Genomic DNA, 22,714 nt, shown 5'->3' on the forward strand with positions numbered 1-22,714 from the left:
CCGATAATGACTAAAACAGACTAGCCGAACAGATTCACCGGCTTCACGATGTCTGCGTAGATCAGCAGGGCGCCCATCCCCATCAGCAGCGCGGCCACCACGTAAGTCACCGGCAGCAGCTTCGCGATGTCGAAGGCGCCCGGGTCGGGCTTGCCCAGCAGCTTGGCGACCCGCCGCCGCACCGCCTCGTACAGTGCGCCGGCGACATGGCCGCCGTCGAGCGGAAGCAGCGGGATCAGGTTGAAGACCGCGAGGGCAAAGTTCAGCCCGGCCAGCAGTCCCACCAGGGCAGCCAGCCTGGCCTGGGCCGGCACTTCCTCCATGGCCGCCACCTCGCCGGCCACGCGGCCCACGCCCACCACGCTGATGGGGCCGTTGGGGTCGCGGGGTTCCTCGCTGAACGCCGCCTTGGCAACGCCGGCAACGCGGGCGGGCAGGTTGAGGACCACCCCGGCCACCTGCCTGATGTTCTCCCCTGCCATGGGCAGGACGGACGACGCCGGCTGGGGAACCAGGGCGGTCTGCGCACCGATGCCCAGGAAACCGACGTCCTGGTACAGGAGCGTTCCGGCGTCGTCCCTCGCCTGCCGTCCGTCCGGTCCGACGACCGGACGTGCGGACAGGACCGGCGTGACGGTGCTGGTCACCGGCGAGCCGTTGCGCTCCACGGTGATGGACACTTCCTTCCCGGCCGAAGCGCGGATCCAGCCCGTCAGCTGCTCCCAGCTGGTCACGGTTTTTCCGTCGAAGGAGGTGATGACGTCGTTGGGCTTGAGCTGGGCGGCAGCCGCCGGGGTCGGCTTGCAGTCGGCCGAATCCGGGTCGACGGTCTCCCCCGCCTTCACCTGGCACTTGGAGACGTCGGCGATGGTGGTGGTGGGCTCGGAGATGCCGAACCCCATGAGCAGTACTGCGGTGAGCACGAGGCCGATCAGCAGGTTCATGGCAGGCCCGCCGAGCATGATGATGATCTTTTTCCAGACCGGCAGCCGGTAGAACACCCGGTTCTCGTCCCCGGGACCCACATCTTCATGGGCCAGGGAACGGGCCTCGGTGGCCAGTGTCTGGAACATGCCAGTGCTGGAGGGGCGCACCGAGCCGTCCTCCTTGTTCGGCGGGTACATGCCGATCATCGAGACATAACCGCCCAGCGGCAGCGCCTTGAAACCGTACTCGGTCTCACCCTTTTTGGTCGACCAGAGGGTGGGGCCGAAGCCGATCATGTACTTGGTGACGCGCACCTTGAAGAGCTTGGCGGGCACCAGGTGGCCCACCTCGTGCAGCGCAATCGATACCGCGATGCCGATCGCCACGAAGACGACACCAAGGATGAAGAGGATGACGGGACTCATGCTTAAGATCTGCTGCTTCCTAGAGACTGCTCACTGCTAAACGTTCGTGGGTGCGCGCACGTGCCCATTTCTCAGCATCGAGCACGGATCCGACCGTCAGCCGGGAGGAACCCGAATGTTCGCTGAGGACAGCGTCGATGGTGTCCACGATGTCGGTGAACCGGATCCGGCCCCCGTGGAACGCCATGACGGCTTCCTCGTTGGCGGCGTTGAACACGGCAGGATAGGTGCTGCCGCGCCGCGCGGCGTCCTTGGCAAGCCCGACGGCGGGGAAGGCCTGGGAGTCCAGGGGCTCAAACGTCCAGCTGGTGGCCCGGGTCCAGTCGCAGGGCGTGGCCGCACCGGGCACCCGGTCCGGCCAGCCCAGGCCCAGCGCAATCGGCAGGCGCATGTCCGGCGGGGATGCCTGGGCGATAGTGGAACCGTCCACGAACTGCACCATGGAGTGGACCACGGACTGGGGATGGACCACCACGTCGATCCTGTCCAGGGGGATGTCGAACAGCAGGTGCGCCTCGATGACTTCAAGGCCCTTGTTCACCAGGCTGGCTGAGTTGGTGGTGACCATGAGGCCCATGTCCCAGGTGGGGTGGGCCAGCGCCTCCTCCGGCGTAACGGCGAAAAGCTCCTCCCGGGTCCTGCCGCGGAAGGGCCCGCCCGAGGCGGTCAGGATGAGCTTGTCCACCTCCGCCGCGGTCCCGGAGCGCAGGCACTGGGCGATAGCTGAGTGCTCGGAGTCGACCGGCACGATCTGTCCCTCCGCCGCGGCGGCCTTGACCAGCGAGCCGCCGACGATCAGGGATTCCTTGTTGGCCAGAGCAAGTGTGGCGCCTGATTCCAGCGCGGCAAGGGTTGGGGCCAATCCGATTGAGCCCGTGATGCCGTTGAGCACCACGTCCGCCTCCACGGCAGCAATCCGGGCCGAGGCGTCCGGGCCCGCGATGATTTCGGGACGGTACTGCCCGATCCCTGCGGCGCCGGCGGCGTCATTGATCAGGTCCCGGAGGAGCGCGGGATCCCCTGCGGCAATGCCGACGGCGGCGGCGCGCGTGTGCACGGCCTGCCGTGCGAGCAGTTCGAGGTTGCCACCTCCGGCACTCAGCGCCACGACGTCAAAAAGGTGCGGGGCGCCGTCGACGACGTCAATCGCCTGGGTGCCGATGGAACCGGTGGATCCGAGGATGACGATCCTGCGCGGCTGGCCTGTCATGGGTAGGTCGGGGCCCGAAGTCTGCATTGCTTAAGTATCCCGCACCGCCGGCTGCCGCCGGACGGGCGGGGCAGCCGGGCGGGAGCCGTGTCACACGTGCGGCCGGCCAACACCTTGACGCGCTTGCCCGCCGGGGTAACGTGGTGCCCGTGGACTGGGCAGCGTGGTTCGATGCGCCGGACTATGAATTCGCCCGGCAGGTGCTGCAGCGCGGTGTTGCCGCACTCTACTTCGTCGCGTTCCTGTCCTCCTTCAACCAGTTCCCTGCGCTCCTCGGCGAGCGCGGCCTTCTTCCTGTTCCGGATTACCTGAAGGCCTTCGTCCGGATGCGCAGGCCCACGCTGTTCCGCTGGCGCTACTCGGACCGGCTGCTCCGGGCGGTCTGCGCAGCGGGTCTGGTTCTATCCGGCGTCCTGGTACTGGGGCTCCCCCAGCTGGGACCGCCCTGGGTGCCGCTGGTCGCGTTCCTGGCACTGTGGCTGCTGTACATGTCGGTGGTCAATGTGGGGCAGACGTTCTACGGGTTCGGCTGGGAGATGCTGCTCCTGGAAGCCGGTTTCACGGTGGCTTTCCTGGGGTCCGACCAGACCGATCCGCCGCGGACCGTGCTGATCCTGGTGGCGTGGCTGGTGTTCCGGCTGGAATTCGGGGCAGGCATGATCAAGATCCGCGGCGGCCGGGAATGGCGCGACCTCACGGCCCTGTACTACCACCACGAGACCCAGCCGATGCCGGGCCCGTTAAGCCGGCAGGCGCATCTGCTGCCCAAGCCATTCCATCGGCTGGAGGTGCTGGGCAACCACTTCGCCCAATTGGTGGTGCCGTTCTTTCTCTTCGCGCCGCAGCCGCTGGGCAGTATCGCGGCCGGCATCATCATCTTCACCCAGCTGTGGCTGGTGGCCAGCGGTAACTTCGCCTGGCTGAACTGGATTGCGATTGTGCTGGCCTTCGCCGGCGTCAGCGATTCCGTGGCGCACGCCTTGCTCCCGTTCATTCCGCTCGACTGGCACAGCAGCGGGGAGACACCGCTGTGGTGGCTTCTCATCACGCTGGCCGCATCCCTGCTCCTGGTGGTCCTCAGCTACTGGCCCATCAAGAACCTGTTCTCCCAGTACCAGCTGATGAACGCCAGCTTCAACCGCTGGCAGCTGGTGAACACGTACGGTGCTTTCGGCACGGTGACGAAGCAGCGCGTCGAGGTGGCGGTGGAGGGCACGCTGGACGAGGAGCCGGACGAGGCGGCTGACTGGCGCGAGTACGGCTTCAAGGGGAAGCCGGGCGAGGTGCAGAGGCTTCCACGCCAGTGGGCCCCGTACCATCTGCGGCTGGACTGGCTCATGTGGTTCCTGCCCCTGCGCACGGTCCACGAGGAATGGTTCTACGCCTTCCTGGGAAAGCTGCTGGAGGCTGACGCTCCCATGCTGAAGCTGCTGCGGCATGACCCGTTCGACGGCGAGCGCCCCCGATGGGTGCGGGCCCGCACCTACCTGTACCGCTTCGCCACCCGGGCGGAGTTCCGGGAGACCGGGCAGCGCTGGATCCGGACGCCGCTTTATGAGGCGATTCCGCCCATTTCCCTGCGCAGAGGGAAATAGCCGGCCTGCCCCATCTGGCGCGCCCGTTACCTTGCGCGGCCTACCTGGCCCTGCGCAGCACAGATTCGGCGTGCCGCAGGATGGGCCCGTCGATCATCCTGCCCTGGTACTGGAAGACACCTGTTCCTGCTTCCTTTGCAGCCTCCAGCAGGTGCCTGGCGGCGGCGACGTCCTCGCCGGAGGGTGCGTAAGCGGCCCGGACGGCGCTGACCTGGCTGGGGTGGATGCAGGCCTTGGAACCGAAGCCCGAGGCGGCGGCGTCCCGGGCCTCCGCCGCCAGCCCGTCAAGGTCAGGGATGTCCACGTACACGGCATCCACTGCCTGTTTGCCGGCAGCGCCGGCCGCCAGAAGCACCGAAGAGCGGGCGTGCAGGGCCACGGCACGGTAGCTGCCGTCGCCGTTCCTGCTGGACGTGCCGCCCAGGGAAGCCAGCAGGTCTTCGGCACCCCACATCATGGCCACCACATTGGGCTCGGCAGCGATGGCAGGGGCGTGGACCACGCCCGCGGCCGTCTCGCACAGCGCGATCACGTGGAAGTCGGGCAGGGCGCGGAGCTGGCTCACGCTCTCCGCCTTGGCGAGCATGACGGTGCGGTAGGGCGTGTGGGCCAGGCAGTGCAGGTCCTTCTCGAAGTCCTCGGTCCCTGCCGGGTTGATCCTGATGATGGTCCGGCTGGGGTCCAGCTCGGGACCGTCTCCGGAGCCGCCGAGCTGGGCGAGGATGGCGCCGCGTGCCCGCTGCTTGTCCGGCGCGGCCACGGCATCCTCAAGGTCGAGGATTACGGCGTCGGCGCGCTCGGCCGCCTTTTGGAAGCGCTCGGGACGGTCGGCTGGGCAGAAAAGCAGGGCGGGGCCCATCACAAAAGTCATACAGCCATTCTCCGATTATTTGCCCCGCTGCGCCTCTATGTGGGCCTCGCGCGTCCACATCAAGCAGCTGCGCGTGGCGAGCGCCACCACGGTGCCGTCCTGGTTGCGGCCGGTGTGCTGCATGGTGACCACGCCCTGCCCCGGCCGCGACCCGGAGAGCCGTTTGCCGGTGATGACGGTCTCCGTATAGAGGGTGTCACCGTGGTAGAGCGGGTGCGGGAAGGAGACGTCCGTCAGTCCCAGCTGCGCGATGATGGTGCCCTGGGTCAGCTGGGCGACGGACTGTCCCACCACAGTGGCCAGCGTGAACATGGAGTTCACCAACCGCTGGCCGAAAGGCTGCCCCGAGCTCCAGGCCGCGTCCAGGTGCAGCCCCTGCGTGTTCATGGTCATGGTGGTGAACAGCACGTTGTCCGTCTCCGTGACGGTCCGCCCGGGGCGGTGGGCGTAGAAGACGTCCTCCTCGAGTTCCTCGAAGTAGAGGCCGCGCTGCTCGATGATCCGGGCGCCGCCGGTGGCCGAGCCGGCCGGAACTGCATTCATACGGTGAGTTCCTGGTCTTCCTCGAACAGCTCAGCCCCGGTGGCCGCGGCGATGTCCTCCGCCGACACGTTGGGCGCCAGTTCGCGCAGCACCAGACGGGATCCGCCGTCATCGGCGACGACGTCAAGGACGCCCAGGTCCGTGATGATGCGGTCCACGCAGGCCTTGCCCGTCAGCGGCAGTGAGCAGCGCTCCACGATCTTGGGCTTGCCGCTCCGGTCCAGGTGCTCCATCATGACAATCACTTTTTTGGCGCCAAAGACCAGGTCCATGGCCCCGCCCATCCCCTTGACCATCTTTCCGGGGATCATCCAGTTGGCCAGGTCCCCGTTGGCGGCCACCTCCATGGCGCCGAGCACGGCGACATCCACGTGCCCGCCGCGGATCATGCCGAAGGACGAGGCGGAGTCGAAAAAGGCGGCTCCCTTATTGACCGTGACGGTCTCCTTGCCGGCGTTGATCAGGTCCGGGTCCACCTCGTCCTCGCCGGGATAGGGCCCGACGCCGAGGATCCCGTTTTCAGAGTGCAGCACCACTTCAACGCCCGCCGGAATGTAGTTGGGAATCAGCGTGGGCATGCCGATGCCAAGGTTCACGTACTGGCCGTTGCTCAGCTCCTGCGCCACCCGGGCAGCGAGCTCATTGCGTGTCCAGCCCTTGCCCTCGGGGTGCGATGACGCGGCCCGGCGGTATTCATGGCGTACTGCCTCGGGGCGGGGGGCCAGGGGGCTGTTCGGATCCATTCCTATGCTCCTGCCTGTTCGCTGGTTCCTGTACTTCCTGCCGCGCCGGTGCTTCCCGCCGCCGAAAGCGACACGGTGCGCTTCTCAATGCGCTTCTCGGACTCGGGCACCACAACCACCCGCTGGACGAAGATGCCCGGCAGGTGGACATGTTCCGGGTCCAGCTCGCCGGGTTCGACGAGTTCTTCCACCTCCGCGATGGTGATGCGACCCGCCATAGCGCACAGGGGGTTGAAGTTCATGGCCGTCGCATGGAAGACGAGGTTCCCGTGGCGGTCGCCCTTCCAGGCGTGGACCAGTCCGTAATCCGGCGTCAGTGACTCCTCCAGGACGTATTCGACGCCGTCGAAGCTCCGCACCTCCTTCGGCGGGGACGCGATGGCGACGCCTCCGTCGGCGTCGTATTTCTGCGGCAGGCCGCCGTCGGACACCTGGGTGCCCACGCCTGCCTTCGTGTAGAAGGCAGGGATGCCCGCGCCGCCGGCACGCAGCTTCTCGGCGAGGGTGCCCTGCGGGGTGAGGACCACCTCCAGTTCGCCGGCGAGGTACTGCCGGGCGAACTCCTTGTTCTCCCCCACGTACGAGCTGACAGTCCGCCGGATCCGGCCGTCCCGAAGGAGGACCCCCAGGCCCCAGTCGTCCACGCCGCAGTTGTTGCTGACGGTTTCCAGATCCGTGGTGCCGCGGCGGTGGAGGGCGTCTATGAGCGCCACCGGGATCCCGCACAGTCCAAAACCCCCGACGGCGAGCGACGCGCCGTCGGGGATGTCCGCGACCGCTTCGTCAGCACTGGCAACAACCTTGTCAATCATCGTTGATCCTTTCGGCGTCTCCACAGACCTCGACAGACACGGCCACCGGGCCGGCTACAGCCCGAGTTCGCGGGCGATGAGCATCAGCTGGACCTCCGTGGTGCCCTCCCCGACCTCCAGGATCTTGGAGTCCCGGTAGTGGCGCGCCACGGTGAACTCGTTGATGAAGCCATAGCCGCCGAATACCTGGGTGGCATCCCGCGCGTTGTCCATGGCCGCCTCGCCTGCGACCATCTTAGCTATGGCCGCCTGCGTCTTGAACGGCTTGCCGGCCAGCATCCGGGCGGCCGCATCGTAGTAGGCAAGACGGGCCGAATGGGCGCGTGCGTGCATGCGGGCGATCTTGAAGGAGATGGCCTGGTGCTTGCCGATATTGGTGCCGAAAGCGCTGCGGTCCTTGGCGTAGCGGACCGAGAGATCCACGCAGCCCTGCGCAGCGCCGGTGGCCAGAGCCGCGATGGCGATCCTGCCCTCATCCAGGATGGACAGGAAGTTCGCGTAGCCGCGGCCCCGCTCCCCCAGCAGGTTCGCCTCCGGAACAGTGACGTCCCGCAGCGTCAGGGGGTGCGTGTCCGAAGCATTCCAGCCCACCTTGTTGTACGCCTTCTCCGCCTTGAAGCCGGGTGTGTCGGTAGGCACGAGGATGGTGGAGATCTCCTTTTTGATGCTGCCGTCCTTGCGCTCCTGCTGGCCAGTGACGGCGGTGACGGTCACCAGCCTGCTGATCTCCGTACCCGAGTTGGTGATGAATTCCTTGTTGCCGTTGATGACCCAGTTTTTTCCGTCGCCGCTGCCCTCCAGCCGGGCCGTGGTCTTGGTCCCGCCGGCGTCCGTGCCGGCCTCCGGTTCGGTCAGGCCGAAGCCGGCGAGCGCCTTTCCGGATGCAAGCATCGGCAGCCACTCCTGTTTCTGGGCCTCCGTGCCGAAACGGAAAACCGGCATGGCGCCGAGCGAAACCCCCGCCTCGAGTGTGATGGCAACCGACTGGTCCACCCGTCCCAGCTGTTCCAGCGCAAGGGCCAGCGCGAAGTAGTCACCGCCCATGCCGCCGTACTCCTCCGGGAACGGCAGGCCGAACAGGCCCATCTGGGCCATCTGGGCCACCACTTCGTAGGGGAAGCTGTGTTCCTCGTCGTGTTTGGTGGAGACGGGCGCCACCACCTCGTCGGCGAATTCGCGGACGCTCTTGCTGAGGTCCTTGTACTCCTCGCTGAGCTCAAAATCGGCCATGGCTAGGCCTCCTTACGTTGTTCAGTTGGATCCTGGGTTGCGGTGCCGGTCCCAGTCGCGCTGCCGCTGGCGGGCTGGTCCGCGTGGATGGTGGCAACGACCTGGCCGGCCTTGACCAGCTCGCCGGTGGTGACGCTGACGTGGACGGTGCCGACGACCTCGGCCACGAGCTGGTGCTCCATCTTCATGGCCTCCACGGACAGGAGGACCTGGCCGGCCTGCACCGTGTCGCCGTTGCCGACGGAGACGGACACCACTGTCCCCGGCATGGGTGACCGCACTTCCGGGTCGGCGGCGCCTTCCTCCCGCTCGATCGCGGCCAGCACGCGCTCCAGGCGGCTCTCACGGGTGAGGACTTCAAGCCGGCAGGACCAACCGCCGCTGCCGACGAAAAGCGCCGACAGGATGCGGGGATCGGGCTCCATCCAGCTCCGGGCGGGGGGACCCGCGTGAACGGGTACCACGGTGTAGCTGCTGACCTCGCCGTTCAGCGTGAGAACGGGATGGTGGCGGGCCGTGAACTGCAGCAGGGCGGTGAGGCGCGGCCCTCCGTTCACGCTGACCGTGGCCTGTCCGCCGGCGGCCGAAGGCCACACCTTTACCGTGGCCACCCCGCCGTCGGGAGTCCCCAGGCTGACCAACCGCGGAGCCGCGGCTCCGATGCGCCAGCCGTCACGGCGCTTCCATGGATTGCCTTCGGGCTCCTGTTGCTTCGTCTCCTCCATGGCGGCCAAGGCGTACAAGGCCGCGGCCACAAGTTCGGCGTCGCCCGGACGGCGGAAGGTAAACTGCGGCATCTTGCGCTCGATCAGGCCGGTGTCGAGGCGGCCGGCGCGGACGTCGTCGTCATTGATCAGGAGGCGCAGGTACTCCACGTTGGTGTCTATGCCCAATGCCGTATATCCGGCGAGCGCCTCGTCCAGGTTCTCGAGGGCCGCCTTGCGGTCCTCGCCCCAGGCGATGACCTTGGAAACCATCGGGTCATAGTCGGCGGAGATCTCCAGTCCATCCAGCAAGGCCGAGTCCACCCTGACGCGTCCCCGGGCTGTTTCAACTTCAACGCGGGCGCCGGCGCTCGGGCGGGGGGCGGGGCCGGGGACCTCGTCCAGCAGAAGCACTGTTCCTGCAGACGGCAGGAAGTTCTTCTCCGGAACCTCGGCGTAGACGCGCGCCTCCGCTGCATGGCCGTTGAGTACGACGTCGTCCTGCGCGATGGTGAGCACCTCACCGGCGGCGATCCTCACCTGCCACTCCACGAGGTCGACGCCGGTGACCATTTCCGTCACCGGATGTTCCACCTGAAGCCGGGTGTTCATTTCCATGAAGAAGAACTCGTCCGGCGAGTCGTCCGAAACGAGGAACTCCACAGTGCCGGCACCGGTGTAGTGGACGCTGCGCGCGGCCTGGCAGGCGGCTTCGCCGATCTTCGCCCGGACGGCCTCGCCCTCGGGCAGTGATTCGAGCAGCGGCGAGGGCGACTCCTCGATCACCTTCTGGTGCCGCCGCTGCAGGGAGCACTCACGCTCTCCAAGGTGGATGACGTTCCCGTGGCTATCGGCCAGGACCTGCACCTCGATGTGCCGGGGGGACGTCACCAGGCGTTCCAGGAACAGGGTGTCGTCGCCAAACGCACCCGCGGCCACGCGGCGTGCGGTGGCCAGCGCGGACGGCAGGTCCTCGGGGCGCTCGACGGCGTGCATCCCCTTGCCGCCGCCGCCCGCCGAGGGCTTGATCAGCAGCGGAAACCCCACGGCCGGCGCGGCGGCGATGAGTTCCGCGTCCGTCATCCCTGGTTCGGCGATGCCCGGGACCACGGGAACGCCATACCCGGCCACGTGGTTCTTGGAGCGGATCTTGTCCCCCATGACATCCAGGGCCTCAACCCCGGGACCAATGAACGCGATGCCTGCGGCCTCCAGTGCCCGGGCGAAGTCGGCGTTCTCACTGAGGAAGCCGTAGCCGGGGTGCACAGCCTGGGCTCCCGTGTCCTGGCACGCCCTGATGATCGCCTCAATGCTGAGGTAGCTCCGCGCTGCCGCAGCGGGGCCAATCCGGACGGCAGTGTCAGCCTCGCGCACGTGGCGCGCACCGGCGTCGGCGTCGCTGTAGACCGCAACCGAACGGATGCCCATGGCGCGCAGGGTCCTGATCACGCGGCAGGCGATCTCGCCGCGGTTGGCCACGAGAACGGTGCGGAACATGTTGTCAGCAGTCATCGTGGCTCACATTCTGAACAGGCCGAAGGAGGGCTCCGGCAGTGGGACGCGGGAGACGACGTCGAGGGCCAGGCCAAGCACGGTGCGGGTGTCCGCGGGGTCGATCACGCCGTCGTCCCACAGGCGTGCCGTGGAGTAGTAGGGGCTGCCCTGGTCCTCGTACTGCTGCCGGATGGGAGCCTTGAACGCCTCCTCATCCCCGGCGGACCATTCCTGGCCGGCCGCCTCGTACTGGTCGCGTTTGACGGTGGCCAGCACGCTGGAGGCCTGGTTGCCGCCCATGACGGAGATGCGGCCGGCGGGCCACATCCACAGGAAGCGCGGCGAGTAGGCCCGGCCGCACATGGAGTAGTTGCCAGCTCCGAAGGACCCGCCAATCACCACCGTCAGCTTGGGCACGCGTGTGGTTGCGACAGCGGTGACCATCTTGGCGCCGTTCTTGGCAATGCCGCCCTGTTCGTAGTCCTTGCCCACCATGAAGCCGGAGATGTTCTGCAGGAAGAGCAGCGGAATGCCGCGCTGGTCGCACAGCTCAATGAAGTGGGCGCCCTTGAGCGCCGACTCGCTGAACAGCACCCCGTTGTTGGCCACGATGCCCACGGGGTGGCCATGTAGCCTGGCGAAGCCGGTGACCAGCGTGCTGCCGTAATTCCTCTTGAACTCATGGAAGCGGCTGCCGTCCACCAGCCGGGCAATCACCTCCCGGACGTCGTACTGGGCGTTGACGTCGGTGGGGACGGCACCGTAGAGCTGGCCGGGATCGGCAACAGGTTCGACGGCGGCGTCGACGTCCCACGCGCGCACTGCGGGCGCCGGCAGCGTGGCGACGATGTCGCGGACGATCTGCAGGGCGTGCTCGTCGTTTTCAGCGAGGTGGTCCGTGACGCCGGAGATCCGGGAGTGAACGTCGCCGCCGCCGAGCTCTTCCGCGCTGACGACCTCGCCAATGGCCGCCTTCACCAGCGGCGGGCCGCCCAGGAAGATGGTTCCTTGGTTCCGGACAATCACGGTTTCATCGCTCATCGCGGGAACATAGGCGCCGCCGGCGGTGCAGGAGCCCATCACGGCGGCGATCTGGGGGATCCGCGCCGCTGACATCCTGGCTTGGTTGTAGAAGATCCGGCCGAAGTGGTCACGGTCCGGGAAGACCTCGTCCTGCTTGGGGAGGAAGGCCCCGCCCGAGTCCACCAGGCAGATGCACGGCAGCCGGTTTTCGAGTGCGATCTCCTGTGCCCGAAGGTGCTTCTTGACCGTCATCGGATAGTAGGTGCCACCTTTAACGGTGGCGTCGTTGGAGATGACCAGCACGTGCCGGCCATGGACCAGGCCGATGCCCGCAATGATCCCCGCGCCCGGCGAATCGTCGTTGTACATGCCGTTCGCGGCCAGCGGGGCGATCTCGAGGAAGGGGCTGCCGTCGTCGAGCAGCCGGTCGATCCGCTCCCGGGGAAGCAGCTTGCCGCGGGCCAGGTGGCGCTCACGCGACTTTTCCGGCCCGCCCAGGGCCGCGGTGGCAAGGCGTTTCCGGAGCTCGTCGGCGAGCGCGCGCTGCGCGAGGCTGTTTGCCTCAAATGCGCTGCCGGTGGTGTCAAGCCGGCTGGCGAGTGTCTCCATTGACCGCTTCCATTCCCGGGCACTTCCGGCGGCGGTCCTGCCGCATTTCGGTTAGTGCCTCGTAACTGAGTTTAGGTTAGTCTCTAGTAACTGTGATGTCCAACACAGGATGTTGGTAGAGTTCTTTGGGTTTTGAGGAGGAAATGTGCCCACTACAGATCGTGGAGAGCTCACCCCGGGCACCGATGCGATACCGGGCCCGACGCAGCGCAGCCGGGCGAAGGAGTCCCGCCGGCAGGCGCTCTTGTCTGCTGCCGCATCGCTCTTCGCGGTCAACGGGTTTAACAGGGTCTCCCTCGAGGACCTCGGCGCAGCGGCCGGCGTGAGCGGGCCGGCCGTGTACCGCCATTTCCCGGGCAAGCAGGCCGTACTGGGCGCGCTGCTGCTCACCGTCAGCCAGGACCTGCTCGACGGCGGGCGCCACGTGGTTGCCGACGCCGCCGAACCCTCCGCAGCGTTGGCCCGGCTGGTCCAGTTCCATGTGGACTTTGCCCTCAGCAACCCGGACGTGATCCGGGTCCAGGACAGGGATTTCAGCAACCTCAGCGCCGAGGACCAGGCACAGGTGCGTGCCCTGCAGCGCAGCTACGTGGAGGTGTGGGTGGACGTGCTCGCCGGCATCCACCGCACCACAGACACGGCCGAACTGCGCATGCGCGCCCACGCGACCTTCGGCCTCATCAACTCCACACCGCACTCCGTCCGCAGCCACGGCCGGCGGATGGCCATCAAGTCGGCACGCCCGCTCCTGGAAAACATGGCGCTGGCGGCCCTGCTGGTGGCAGACGGCCCGCCCGCCCGCTGATTCTGCCTGACCCCCGGTTGGGCGCCGCTCCCAAACCGCGCTAGGCCATGGCGAAGGCCATGCCCGGGTCCGCGAGGAGAGCTCCCACGTCAGCCAGGAACCTGGAGCCTTGCTCGCCGTCCACCAGACGGTGGTCGAAGGACAGGCTCAGCGTCATGACCTGCCTCAGCGCAACCTGGTCCTGATACTCCCAGGGGGTCTTGCGCACGGCGCCCATGGCGAGGATGGCCGCCTCCCCCGGGTTGAGGATCGGCGTGCCGGCGTCGGTCCCGAAGACACCGATGTTGGTGATGGAGATGGTGCCCCCTGACAGGTCTTCCGGGCTGGTTTTCCCGGCCCTGGCGGTGTCCGTGAGTTCAGCGAGCGCCGTGGAGAGGTCCGCGAGCGCCAGGCGGTCCGCGTCCTTGATGTTGGGTACGGTAAGTCCGCGCGGGGTCGCGGCGGCGATGCCCAGGTTCACGTAGTTGAACTGCACGATCTCCTGGTTGGCTTCGTCCCACCGGGCATTGAGCCCGGGATTGCGGCGGAGTGCGATCAGCACCGCCTTGGCCACCAGGGTCAGCGGTGTCAGCTTGTGGCCGGCAAAAGCCTTGCTCTCCTTGAGCCGGGCGAGCAGTTCCATGGCCGGTGTGACATCCACCGTGAGGAATTCCGTGACGTGCGGGGCCGTGAAGGCACTGCTGACCATGGCGGCAGCCGTGAATTTGCGGACACCCTTGATGGGCGTGCGGACCTCGCGCTCACCCTGTGCTGGCAGGGCCGGGCGTGCAGCTTCGGGCGCTGCCAACCCATGGGCGGCTGCGGGAAGGTCACCGCCGCCGACGAAGTTACGGACGTCGTCACGGGTGATCAGGCCGCCTGGGCCGGTTCCGGCCACCTTTTCCAGCTCCACGCCCAGGTCCTTGGCCAGCTTCCGGACGGGCGGCGTGGAACGGGGCCGTTCCCCGGGCCTGGTGTCGACGGCCTCAACCACCGGGCCGGGATCAACCGCCGTGCGCTGGCGGCGGACGGGGCGGCCGGTGCTTTCGACGACGGCGCCGTACCCCACGAGGTTGGGTTCCCTCTTGGGGAGCGCCGCTTCAGCCGGCGCGGCAGCGGCGGGCTGGCTGCCGGCGTCGTCCTTCACCTCGAACGAAACGATCGGCTTGCCCACCTCAACAACGGTTCCCGGCTGTTCGTGCAGCGCCGTGATGACGCCGGCGAACGGGGAGGGCAGCTCCACTACGGCCTTGGCGGTCTCCACTTCGGCAATGACCTGGTTCAGGCTGACAGTGTCCCCGACCCCCACCTTCCAGCTGACGATTTCGGACTCGGTCAGTCCTTCGCCGAGATCGGGCAGCCGGAATTCCTTGATCATGGTGGCGGTCATCCTTCCAGCCCGCTCAGCGAATTGGGCCGGCCCAGCGCACGGTCCACGCCGTCGAGAATCCGGTCCAGATCCGGAAGGTGGTGCATCTCCACCCTCGAATACGGGTACGGCACGTCAAACCCGGTGACGCGGACGGGCGCCGCCTCCAGGTGGTAGAAGCAGCGTTCGGTGATGCTGGCTGCAACCTCCGCGCCGAGGCCGCCCGACTGCCCGGCCTCGTGGGTGATCACCAGCCGGCCCGTCTTGCGGACCGAGGCCTCGACGGTGGCGAAGTCCACGGGAGCCAGCGAGCGCAGGTCGATGACCTCCACCGAGACCCCCTCGTCCGTGGCCGCGGTGGCGGCATCGCGGGCGGTCTTCACCAGCGGCCCGTAGGCGACAAGCGTGACGTCGCTGCCGTCCGTGACCACGCGGGCCTGCCCCATCGGCGGGGCGGAAGCAGGATCGAGTGCCTCATCCACTTCGCCTTTGTCGTGGTAGCGGCGCTTGGGTTCAAAGAACACGACGGGGTCGTCGCAGGAAATGGCCTGCTGGATCATGGTCTGGGCGTCCTGCGGGCTGGCCGGTGTGACCACGCGCAACCCTGCCGTGTGCGCAAAGTAAGCCTCGGGCGACTCGGAGTGGTGTTCCGGGGACCCGATGCCGCCGCCGAACGGGATGCGGATGGTGATGGGCATCTTCACGGTGCCCCTGCTGCGGTAATGCATCTTGGCCACCTGGGACACGATCTGGTCGAAGGCGGGATAGACGAAGCCGTCGAACTGGATTTCCACCACGGGGCGGTATCCGCGGTAAGCCAGGCCAACGGCGGTGCCCAGGATGCCGGATTCGGCCAGGGGCGTGTCCACGATGCGGTGTTTGCCGAAGTCCTTCTGCAGACCGTCGGTCACGCGGAAGACGCCGCCCAGGGTGCCGATGTCCTCACCCATGAGGAGCACCTTGGGATCGTTGTCGAGGGATCTGCGGAGGCCGGAGTTTATTGCCCGCGCAAAGGTCATCTGCGTCATCAGCGTGCACCTTCTTCTTGGGTTGCCGCTTCGGGATCGCCGAAGCTGGCAAGGTAACGGGAGTAATGGTCCTGCTGGCGCTCCAGCCAGGAGTTCGGGGTGCTGTAGACGTGCTTGAAGACGTCAAGGGGTTCGGGGTCCGGCATGCCGACGCAGCCGGCACGCAGTTCGCGGGCGACGGTGTCTGCCTTGGTCCGGACGGCGGTTTCGAACTCCTCCGTGAACAGGCCCTTCCGGTCAAGCAGCGCATGGACCCGGCCGATGGGGTCCTTTGCCGCCCAGTCCTCGAGTTCGTTGGGGTCGCGGTACCGGGTGGGATCGTCCGCCGTCGTATGCGGCCCCATCCGGTAGGTCACGGCTTCGATGAAGGTGGGCCCGCCTCCGCGGCGGGCGCGGTCAAGGGCCACCCGTGTGGCGGCCATGACCGCCAGGACGTCGTTGCCGTCCACGCGCATGCTGGGGATTCCGAATCCGGTGCCGCGTTCCGCCAGCTGGGTGTGGGACTGGAGGCGCACCGGTTCGGAGATGGCCCAGTGGTTGTTCTGGCAGAAGAAGACCAGCGGGACCTGGAAGCTGGCGGCGAACACCATCGCCTCATTGACGTCGCCCTCGCTGGTGGCGCCGTCGCCGAAGTACACGATCGCTGCGGAATCGGCGCCGTCGTTCTGGATTCCCATGGCGTAGCCGGTGGCGTGCAGCGTTTGTGCGCCGATGACGATCTGCGGGATGGCCATGTTGACCGTGTACGGGTCCCAGCCCCCGGAGGCGGCACCGCGCCAGACGCGCAGAATGTCCGGCAGGTCAACCCCGCGGCAGTAGGCCACGCCGTTCTCGCGGTAGCTCGGGAAAATAAAGTCGTCGTCCCGCAGGGCGCGTACCGAGCCCACCTGCGAGGCCTCCTGGCCCAGCAGCGGCGGCCAGAGGCCCAGCTCACCCTGCCGCTGCAGGGCAGTCGCCTCTTTATCGATCCGCCGGATCACCACGAGGTCCTCATAGAGCGAGCAGAGCTGCTCGTCCGATATGTCCTTAACCCAGGGGTCGTATTCCGGGTGGCTGACGCGCTCCCCCGCGGGGGTGATCAGCTGCACCATGCGGCCTGCGCCACCCTGGTGCCCTGCCCTGTTGTCCTGGCCGGCGGTTGTTCCGCCCTGGCCCGCATCGTCTGTCACCACTGTTGCCGCAACCTTCTGACGTCGTGTAACCATCCCGCGGCGGGACTTGTGATTCCGCCGCATTCCGGCCTCCCGGGCGCCTTTGCCCCGGTTAATTGTGACCATACTCACAATGTTCAGGTGGTACAACCACTGCGGCGGAAACTGAGCAGAATGCACTGTTTGACACGCTCAGACCGTGCTAGCCTTGCGCATTATGCAAGCTTTGGATGGCACTGACACCAGGCTGCTCTCCGCCTTGGCAGAGGATCCGCGCCGCACGGTGGTGGCCCTCGCCCAGAAGCTCGGACTGTCCCGGAACACGGTCCAGGCGCGCATGGCCCAACTTGAGAAAAAGCACGCCTTCCTCTCGTTCGAGCGGCGCATCAATCCGGTGTCCCTTGGCTATCCGCTCATGGCATTCATCTCAGTCCATGTCCAGCAACAGAAGCTGGGTTCCCTCGCCGAGGAACTGGCCGCCGTGCCGGAGATCCTCGAAGGCTACGGCCTGACCGGTTCGGCGGACCTCCTGCTGCGTGTGGTGGCCCTGGACGCAGAAGACCTCTTCCGGATCAACGGGAAGATCCTGGCGTGCGACGGCGTCGAGCGGACCGACACCGCCCTGGCCATGGGGGAACTGATCCCCTTCCGCATCCAACCGCTGCTGGACCGCAATTCGGCCGAGGACTGAGCACGGCCGGCTGGCTGTAACCACCGGAAACGATCGCGATCCGTGGACGCGGGGGCTATAGGCTATTCCACGAAAGTGACCGGGCGCGGGCGTGCCCGCTAGTTGGAGCGCCGCCGGTGCGGTGCAGGAAAGGCCACCCTTGAGCATTCCCCCGCTCCCCCCGCAGCAGCCTGCTCCGCAGCAGCCTGGCACCCACCCGCCCGGTCCCTACCAGCCTCCCCCCGGCCCGAACCGCCCGGGCCCCTACCAGACAGGCCCCTACCAGCCGGGCCCGCAGCCCCCTGCCCGGGGTCCGCTCCCCGCTTCCCCGTTCGGATTGCCGGGCCTGCCGCCGGCCAAAGGCCGCAAGGGCCCCTGGCTCGTGGTGGGCATTGTGGCGGGCGTGCTCCTGCTGGTGGGCGTCGGGGCGCTGCTCCTCGTGAACCTCGTGGGCGGAGCCACCCGCCAGGCCGGGGACCTGGCGGACGGCTTCACCAGGCTGGTCATCGCCGGCGACACCGACAAGGCCTACAACGATTACATGGACCCCAGCCTCAAGGCGCGGCTGAGCCGCGAGGAGTTCGCGGCCGGCGTCAGGAGCCTGCAGCTGGATCCTTCCTGCACCACGGCCTACGACGACCTCAAAGTCAGCAGCCAGAACGAGAACAACATCGCCGATGTCGCCGGGCTCATCAAGTGCCAGGGCAAGGACATCGACCTTGTGTACCGCTTCGCCGGAAAGGACGACCTGAAGCTGGTCACCATCCGGCTCCGGCCAAAGTCCTGATTTTCTTCCACCCGTCACCCATCCAAGCGCTAACCAGGGCCGAATTGCTTCCGAGGAGTCCCGCCCGGGGACTCCGCACCCAGGCCGGGGCGTACCCCGGCTCCAACCGGAAGGACATGGGCAATGCGCAACTCTCCCAACCGACTCGTCGCCACAGTTTTCGGAGCCGTCTACCTGCTGGTGGGACTGGTCGGCTTCGCCGTGACCTCGGGAGTGGGCTTCTTCGCCACCGAAGGCGCCAACCTGATCATTTTCGAGGTTAATCCGCTGCACAACGTGATCCACCTGGCCATTGGCGCCGCGCTGCTCTACGCCGGAGTGAAGGACATCCAGCTGGCGCGGACCGTCAACACGGCAGTGGGCGCGGTGTATCTGCTGGTGGGCATCCTTGGCCTGTTCCTGCTCAGCTCGCCGCTCAATATCATTGCCCTCAACGGCGCGGACAACGTCCTCCACCTGGCGAGTGCGGTCCTCTTGCTCGGCGTCGGGCTGTCCCTGGACAAGGTCCCGGCCACGGCCCGGGCCTAGACAACCCGCATCCAGCACATGATGACAAGCCAGGACACCACGGCAGCGCCGGCAGCGCAGCCGATGATCCGGTCCGATGCCGTGCGGCTGTTCGCGGGATTCGCCGGGCTCGGCGCGGCAGCGGTCAACCTGGCCATCTCCTCCAGCCTGTTCGCGGCCGCCGGCCCTGCCTTTCCCGGGAGGACGGCCGGCGCCGCGGCTGAACTTCTTTGGGGAGCGGCCCTGCTGGCGTGGACTTTTGCCGGGTTGAGCAAGGGCCGCTTCCCTCTGCCGCGGAGCTCGGCGCTCCTTCTGCCCGCCAGCGCCGCCGGCCATGTCGCGGCCCTTGTCCTGGGGGCCGGGAGCGGCCTGGCGGGCCTCGGCATCAGCCACCTCGCCGCCCTGCTGCTGACCCTCATGATCATTGCGGCCACGTCATGGCTCGGCCGCAGCCCAACCGCTCTTGGCCGCAGCTCCCCCGGGGTTGCCGGCGGACGGGCTCGTGCCAGTGGACCTGTTCTTCCCGGAGGTTCGGGGCAGAATACAGCTGCCCGGCTGGGCGCCGGGCGGCTCCTCGCGGCCGCGTTTGCCGGGGCGCTGCTGGTTGCGGCCGTTACGACGCCGGGACTCGCCGCATCGACGGCCGGCCAGTATGCGGTGCCGCACGGTGAACATACCGGAGGCCATCACACGCCCTGAACGGATCCCGCAGGCCAAGAAAAGCAATCCCGCAGCTGTAAACACAATTCAGCGGCAAACATGGCAGGAGCCCCGCGCGGCGTTGACAGTCCGGTGCGCGGGGGCTCCTGCCTTTGCAGGGAGTGTGCGGAAGAAGCTAGTGCTCCACGGCCTTCTCGGCGCCGACCCCGGTCAGTGACCGGACCTCCATTTCGGCCTGCTTGCTGCGGTCCTCCCGGTTCTTGTCCAGGACGGTGCCGAGCCAGCCGAGCAGGAAGGCCAGCGGGATGGACACAATCCCCGGGTTGCTCAAGGGGAAGATGGCGAAGTTGGCGGTCTTGATCATGGACGTCGCACCGCCGGACACCACCGGGGAGAGCGCGATCAGGATGATGGCCGACGCGAGACCGCCGTACATGCTCCAGATTGCGCCCTGCGTGGTGAACCGCCGCCAGAACAGGGAATAGATGATGGTGGGCAGGTTGGCGGACGCTGCCACGGCGAACGCCAGGGCCACCAGGAAGGCCACGTTCTGGCCGTTGGCAAAGATTCCGCCCAGGATGGCCAGAATGCCAATCACCACCACAGTCCGGCGGGCCACCTTAACTTCGGTGTCGGCGTCGGCCTTTCCCTTGGCCATCACGTTGGCGTAGATGTCATGCGCGAACGAGGCTGCCGCGGTGATGGTGAGGCCGGCGACCACGGCCAGGATCGTGGCGAAAGCCACGGCCGAGATGAAGCCCAGCAGCAGCGGCCCGCCCAGGTGGAAGGCCAGCAGCGGTGCTGCGGAGTTCACCCCGCCGGGGGCTCCCTTGATCGTGTCGGCCCCCACGAGGGCGGCTGCGCCGTAGCCGAGGACCAGGGTGAAGAGGTAGAACAGGCCGATCAGCCAGATGGACCACACCACGGACTTGCGCGCTTCCTTGGCGGTGGGCACCGTGTAGAAGCGCATCAGCACGTGCGGCAGCGCCGCGGTGCCGAGCACCAGGGCAAGGCCGAGGGACATGAAGTCCAGCTTGGACGTTTCGGTCTTGCCGTACTGCAGGCCCGGGTTGAGTACTGCCGGGTTGTTGGCCGCCTCCGCCGCACCGCCAAGGAGGCTGGAGAGGTTGAACCCGTAGATGGCCAGGACCCACAGTGTCATGACCGCGGCACCGGCGATCAGCAGGATGGCCTTGATGATCTGCACCCAGGTGGTCCCCTTCATGCCGCCGATCAGGACGTACATGATCATCAGGGCGCCGACGACGATGATCACCAGGGCCTGTCCGCCCCAGTCCCCGATGCCGAGCAGGAGCGAGATCAGGCTTCCGGCGCCGGCCATCTGGGCCAGGAGGTAAAAGAAGCAGACGGCGAGCGTGGAGATGGCGGCCGCAATCCGCACCGGCCGCTGCCGGAGGCGGAAGGACAGGACATCAGCCATGGTGAACTTGCCCGTGTTACGGAGCAGCTCGGCCACCAGCAGGAGTGCCACCAGCCACGCGACCAGGAACCCGATGGAGTACATGAAGCCGTCATAGCCGTTGATGGCGATGGCCCCGGTGATGCCCAGGAAGGAGGCCGCTGACAGATAGTCCCCGGCGATGGCGGTGCCGTTCTGCGACCCTGTGAAGGAACGGCCGGCGGCGTAGTAGTCGGCGGCCGTCTTGTTGTTGCGGCTGGCCCGCAGGACGATGACCATGGTGACAGCGACGAACAGGGCGAAGATGCCCATGTTCAGCAGCGTGGTGTCCTTAAGTGCGGCGACGTCGACCGCAGCCGGAATGCTGATCATTTTGTTCCTCCGCCCAGGGTGGTGCTGCCGGACTTGTCATACTCGTGGCCTTCAATGCCGTGCCGGATGTCCGCGGCGATCGGGTCCAGGCGCCTGTTCGAGTAGCTGACGTACCAGCCCGTGATGGCAAACGTGGTCACGAACTGCAGCAGCCCCATGATGATGCCGACGTTGATGTTGCCCCAGACCTTGGTGGACATGAAGTCAACGGCGTAGGCGGCCAGGATGACGTACGCGAAGTACCAGAGCAGGAACGCGATGGCCATCGGGAACACAAAGCTGCGGTGGCGCTTGCGCAGGTCCTTGAACTGCTGCGTGGCCTGGACTTCCTCGAAGTCCGCGGACGCCCCCGCGTCCTGGGTTCGGGCATCGTTACCCATCATTCCTCCTCATTGGGACTGGCTCCCACACGGCCGCAGTTCACGGCCGATGTGACTGTCATCACTGTGCTCTTCCCGGGGACCTCGTGCCAGTAGCTGCCCGCCGCCGGTCGGCCAGCGGCGTCGATGCTGCGCCAAACGGCGCGCGCTACGCTGGCAGCATGCCGGACTCGCCTCTCTATACCGCGGCCGCCGTGGCCGTCATCGCCCTGGCCGTGGCCGCCGTCGCCGCCATCGGGCTCAAGGTGCTGCGCTCCTTCCGCGAGCTGGGCACCGACGCCGAGCGGGCCACTTACAACACCCTGCACGCGGCGTCGAAAGCGGGACGGCACCTGCGGACCGGCTTGAACCCCTCCGGGGCAGCGAAAGCCAGCCGCCAGCTGCGGTCCCTGCTTGGCTGTGACGCGCTGGCCATCCTCGATGTGTCGGGCGTGCTGGCGTGGGACGGGACGGCCGAGGAGCTGCGGCCGCAGCTGCCGGACCTGGCCGCGGACGTCCTCGCCAGCGGCAGGACGCAGGTTTTCAACGCTGCCGACCTGCAGCTCCGCTCCCCCAAATCCGGATCTGTCGCAGCCGCCGTCGTGGCGCCCGTCCGGGCCGGCTCCCGCGTGGTGGGCGCCGTTGCTGCCTTCGCCCCGCAGGCCGGAGCCGGGCTGGTGCGTGCCACCGCCGAGGTGGCTGACTGGGTGGCCGCACAGGTGGAGCTCGCGGAGCTGGACGCCTCGCGGACGCTCCTCATGGAAGCCGAGGTGCGCGCCCTGCGCGCCCAGATCAGCCCGCATTTCATCTACAACTCGCTGAACGCCATCGCCTCATTCATCAACACCGATCCGGCCCGGGCCCGCGAACTGGTGGTGGAATTTGCTGACTTCACCCGCTACTCGTTCCGGCGGCACGGGGACTTCACCACCTTGGCCGAAGAACTGCGCTGCATCGACAGGTACCTGCTGCTGGAGCGGGCGCGGTTCGGCGACCGGGTTCAGGTCAGCCTGCGGGTGGCGCCGGAGGTGCTGAGCACGGTGATCCCGTTCCTGAGCCTGCAGCCGCTCGTGGAGAATGCGGTCCGGCACGGCCTGGAGGCCAAGGAGGGGCCCGGCCACATCACCATCTCCGCCAACGATTCGGGTGCTTTCGCCGAGGTCACCATCGAGGACGACGGCGTGGGCATGGATCCGGTGCAGCTGCAGTCCATGCTGGCCGGCCATGTGGACGGTGAGCATGTGGGCCTGCGGAATGTCGATGCCCGGCTCCGGCAGGTGTACGGGGACGACCACGGCCTGGTTATCGAAACCGCTCCCGGGGAAGGCACGCTGATCACCATGCGGGTCCCCAAGTCCCAGCCGGGCCACGACGCGTGATGGCATGCGGCATGCCAGGCCGATGCAGCGGGCCGGAAAGAT

21 protein-coding genes are annotated in these 22,714 nt (G+C 67.3%); 7 read left to right on the forward strand and 14 right to left on the reverse strand.

Going from position 1 to position 22,714, the window contains the following annotated elements; all coding sequences use genetic code 11:
- Positions 1-20: 20 nt before the first annotated feature.
- The gene (locus ACFUTU_RS11390) at positions 21-1,352 is read right to left on the reverse strand and encodes a M50 family metallopeptidase (RefSeq protein ID WP_377964244.1); all 1,332 of its coding nucleotides are present in this window, start codon (positions 1,350-1,352) and stop codon (positions 21-23) included.
- 19 nt (positions 1,353-1,371) lie between these two features.
- Positions 1,372-2,562, reverse strand: a complete 1,191-nt coding sequence (dxr, locus tag ACFUTU_RS11395; RefSeq protein ID WP_377964342.1) for a 1-deoxy-D-xylulose-5-phosphate reductoisomerase — start codon at positions 2,560-2,562, stop codon at positions 1,372-1,374.
- Positions 2,563-2,711: 149 nt separating this feature from the next.
- Here dxr and ACFUTU_RS11400 point away from each other — a divergent pair, with 149 nt between their 5' ends.
- Positions 2,712-4,157 carry a lipase maturation factor family protein gene (locus tag ACFUTU_RS11400; RefSeq protein WP_377964246.1) on the forward strand — a complete coding sequence of 482 codons (1,446 nt, stop codon included), beginning with the start codon at positions 2,712-2,714 and terminating at the stop codon, positions 4,155-4,157.
- A 40-nt stretch (positions 4,158-4,197) separates the two neighbouring features.
- Here the strand turns inward: ACFUTU_RS11400 and ACFUTU_RS11405 are convergent, their stop codons facing one another.
- The 7 genes from ACFUTU_RS11405 to ACFUTU_RS11435 are packed head-to-tail and all read right to left on the reverse strand — an operon-like array spanning position 4,198 to position 12,186.
- Positions 4,198-5,028 carry an HpcH/HpaI aldolase/citrate lyase family protein gene (locus tag ACFUTU_RS11405; protein WP_377964248.1) on the reverse strand — a complete coding sequence of 277 codons (831 nt, stop codon included), beginning with the start codon at positions 5,026-5,028 and terminating at the stop codon, positions 4,198-4,200.
- Positions 5,029-5,043: 15 nt separating this feature from the next.
- Positions 5,044-5,571 carry a MaoC family dehydratase gene (locus ACFUTU_RS11410; RefSeq protein WP_377964250.1) on the reverse strand — a complete coding sequence of 176 codons (528 nt, stop codon included), beginning with the start codon at positions 5,569-5,571 and terminating at the stop codon, positions 5,044-5,046.
- The gene (locus ACFUTU_RS11415) at positions 5,568-6,314 is read right to left on the reverse strand and encodes a CoA transferase subunit B (RefSeq protein ID WP_377964252.1); all 747 of its coding nucleotides are present in this window, start codon (positions 6,312-6,314) and stop codon (positions 5,568-5,570) included. Before ACFUTU_RS11415 ends, ACFUTU_RS11410 begins: the two co-directional genes overlap by 4 nt.
- A gap of 2 nt (positions 6,315-6,316) precedes the next feature.
- Complete coding sequence (locus ACFUTU_RS11420; protein ID WP_377964253.1) at positions 6,317-7,126, reverse strand: CoA transferase subunit A; 810 nt, start codon at positions 7,124-7,126, stop codon at positions 6,317-6,319.
- Between the two features lie 54 nt (positions 7,127-7,180).
- Positions 7,181-8,356 carry an acyl-CoA dehydrogenase family protein gene (locus ACFUTU_RS11425; protein ID WP_377964254.1) on the reverse strand — a complete coding sequence of 392 codons (1,176 nt, stop codon included), beginning with the start codon at positions 8,354-8,356 and terminating at the stop codon, positions 7,181-7,183.
- A gap of 2 nt (positions 8,357-8,358) precedes the next feature.
- Complete coding sequence (locus tag ACFUTU_RS11430; protein ID WP_377964256.1) at positions 8,359-10,572, reverse strand: biotin carboxylase N-terminal domain-containing protein; 2,214 nt, start codon at positions 10,570-10,572, stop codon at positions 8,359-8,361.
- A gap of 6 nt (positions 10,573-10,578) precedes the next feature.
- The gene (locus ACFUTU_RS11435; RefSeq protein WP_377964258.1) at positions 10,579-12,186 is read right to left on the reverse strand and encodes a carboxyl transferase domain-containing protein; all 1,608 of its coding nucleotides are present in this window, start codon (positions 12,184-12,186) and stop codon (positions 10,579-10,581) included.
- Positions 12,187-12,331: 145 nt separating this feature from the next.
- On the opposite strand from ACFUTU_RS11435, the gene ACFUTU_RS11440 reads away from it, so the two are divergent.
- Complete coding sequence (locus ACFUTU_RS11440) at positions 12,332-12,991, forward strand: TetR/AcrR family transcriptional regulator (protein WP_377964260.1); 660 nt, start codon at positions 12,332-12,334, stop codon at positions 12,989-12,991.
- Between the two features lie 40 nt (positions 12,992-13,031).
- Here ACFUTU_RS11440 and ACFUTU_RS11445 read toward each other — a convergent pair whose 3' ends face one another.
- From ACFUTU_RS11445 to pdhA, 3 genes are read right to left on the reverse strand one after another with little or no spacing between them, the layout of a single operon-like run.
- Positions 13,032-14,360, reverse strand: coding sequence for a dihydrolipoamide acetyltransferase family protein (locus tag ACFUTU_RS11445; protein ID WP_377964262.1), 1,329 nt, complete (start codon positions 14,358-14,360; stop codon positions 13,032-13,034).
- On the reverse strand, positions 14,357-15,367 hold the full coding sequence (locus tag ACFUTU_RS11450; RefSeq protein WP_377964264.1) for an alpha-ketoacid dehydrogenase subunit beta: 1,011 nt from the start codon (positions 15,365-15,367) through the stop codon (positions 14,357-14,359). The genes ACFUTU_RS11445 and ACFUTU_RS11450 overlap by 4 nt, the downstream gene beginning before the upstream one ends.
- Positions 15,367-16,539, reverse strand: coding sequence for a pyruvate dehydrogenase (acetyl-transferring) E1 component subunit alpha (pdhA, locus tag ACFUTU_RS11455; protein WP_377964266.1), 1,173 nt, complete (start codon positions 16,537-16,539; stop codon positions 15,367-15,369). Before pdhA ends, ACFUTU_RS11450 begins: the two co-directional genes overlap by 1 nt.
- A gap of 196 nt (positions 16,540-16,735) precedes the next feature.
- On the opposite strand from pdhA, the gene ACFUTU_RS11460 reads away from it, so the two are divergent.
- The 4 genes from ACFUTU_RS11460 to ACFUTU_RS11475 all read left to right on the forward strand — a co-directional run bounded on the left by ACFUTU_RS11460 (position 16,736) and on the right by ACFUTU_RS11475 (position 19,181).
- On the forward strand, positions 16,736-17,209 hold the full coding sequence (locus ACFUTU_RS11460; protein ID WP_377964268.1) for an Lrp/AsnC family transcriptional regulator: 474 nt from the start codon (positions 16,736-16,738) through the stop codon (positions 17,207-17,209).
- Positions 17,210-17,348: 139 nt separating this feature from the next.
- On the forward strand, positions 17,349-17,975 hold the full coding sequence (locus tag ACFUTU_RS11465; protein WP_377964270.1) for a hypothetical protein: 627 nt from the start codon (positions 17,349-17,351) through the stop codon (positions 17,973-17,975).
- 123 nt (positions 17,976-18,098) lie between these two features.
- Complete coding sequence (locus ACFUTU_RS11470) at positions 18,099-18,503, forward strand: DUF4383 domain-containing protein (RefSeq protein ID WP_377964272.1); 405 nt, start codon at positions 18,099-18,101, stop codon at positions 18,501-18,503.
- Between the two features lie 18 nt (positions 18,504-18,521).
- On the forward strand, positions 18,522-19,181 hold the full coding sequence (locus tag ACFUTU_RS11475; protein ID WP_377964274.1) for a hypothetical protein: 660 nt from the start codon (positions 18,522-18,524) through the stop codon (positions 19,179-19,181).
- Positions 19,182-19,317: 136 nt separating this feature from the next.
- On the opposite strand, the gene ACFUTU_RS11480 is transcribed toward ACFUTU_RS11475, so the two are convergent.
- Together ACFUTU_RS11480 and ACFUTU_RS11485 are read right to left on the reverse strand one after the other, a co-directional pair.
- A complete protein-coding gene (locus ACFUTU_RS11480) occupies positions 19,318-20,934 on the reverse strand; it encodes a cation acetate symporter (RefSeq protein WP_377964276.1) in 1,617 nt (538 codons plus the stop codon).
- Positions 20,931-21,314 carry a DUF485 domain-containing protein gene (locus ACFUTU_RS11485; protein WP_377964344.1) on the reverse strand — a complete coding sequence of 128 codons (384 nt, stop codon included), beginning with the start codon at positions 21,312-21,314 and terminating at the stop codon, positions 20,931-20,933. The genes ACFUTU_RS11480 and ACFUTU_RS11485 overlap by 4 nt, the downstream gene beginning before the upstream one ends.
- A 161-nt stretch (positions 21,315-21,475) precedes the next feature.
- Here ACFUTU_RS11485 and ACFUTU_RS11490 point away from each other — a divergent pair, with 161 nt between their 5' ends.
- Positions 21,476-22,672, forward strand: coding sequence for a sensor histidine kinase (locus ACFUTU_RS11490; protein WP_377964278.1), 1,197 nt, complete (start codon positions 21,476-21,478; stop codon positions 22,670-22,672).
- Positions 22,673-22,714 lie beyond the last annotated feature (42 nt).

The organism is Arthrobacter sp. NPDC057388, assembly GCF_042668165.1.
Taxonomy (GTDB): Bacteria; Actinomycetota; Actinomycetes; order Actinomycetales; family Micrococcaceae; genus Arthrobacter.